General features: G+C 38.4%; 1 protein-coding gene. It reads right to left on the minus strand.

Going from position 1 to position 305, the window contains the following annotated elements; genetic code table 11:
• The coding region (locus CWC11_RS21330; protein ID WP_138684208.1) for a hypothetical protein at positions 1 to 305 on the minus strand (305 nt) is incomplete at both ends.

The following is a 305-nucleotide window of genomic DNA, read 5'->3' on the forward strand; positions in this document are numbered from 1 at the left end:
ATACGAAAAAAGTAGGCCCGCAGCATCACTAGCAAGGCGTTCTGAAGAGGGGTGTGGTATGGTTATCAAAAGCTCTGATGCAGGTTTTTTAGCCATAATAAATAAGCCTCTTAGCGAGAGCTTTCGAGCATCTTGAATATAAATATATTGCTCATCTTGGCGAAGTAAAAAGTCAAGTTTCATAAGCATCGCTCGTACTTCTTTAAATACCTGAGGGCTTTGCCTATCTCTATTTAATAACCGTATTGCAGATTGAAACTGCTGTAAAGGTTGACCTTGTTGATATTGACTAATTTCGATTTGAT

Origin of the sequence: Pseudoalteromonas sp. S3178 (assembly GCF_005886985.1) — a bacterium.
In the GTDB taxonomy this organism is placed as follows: Bacteria; Pseudomonadota; Gammaproteobacteria; order Enterobacterales; family Alteromonadaceae; genus Pseudoalteromonas; species Pseudoalteromonas carrageenovora.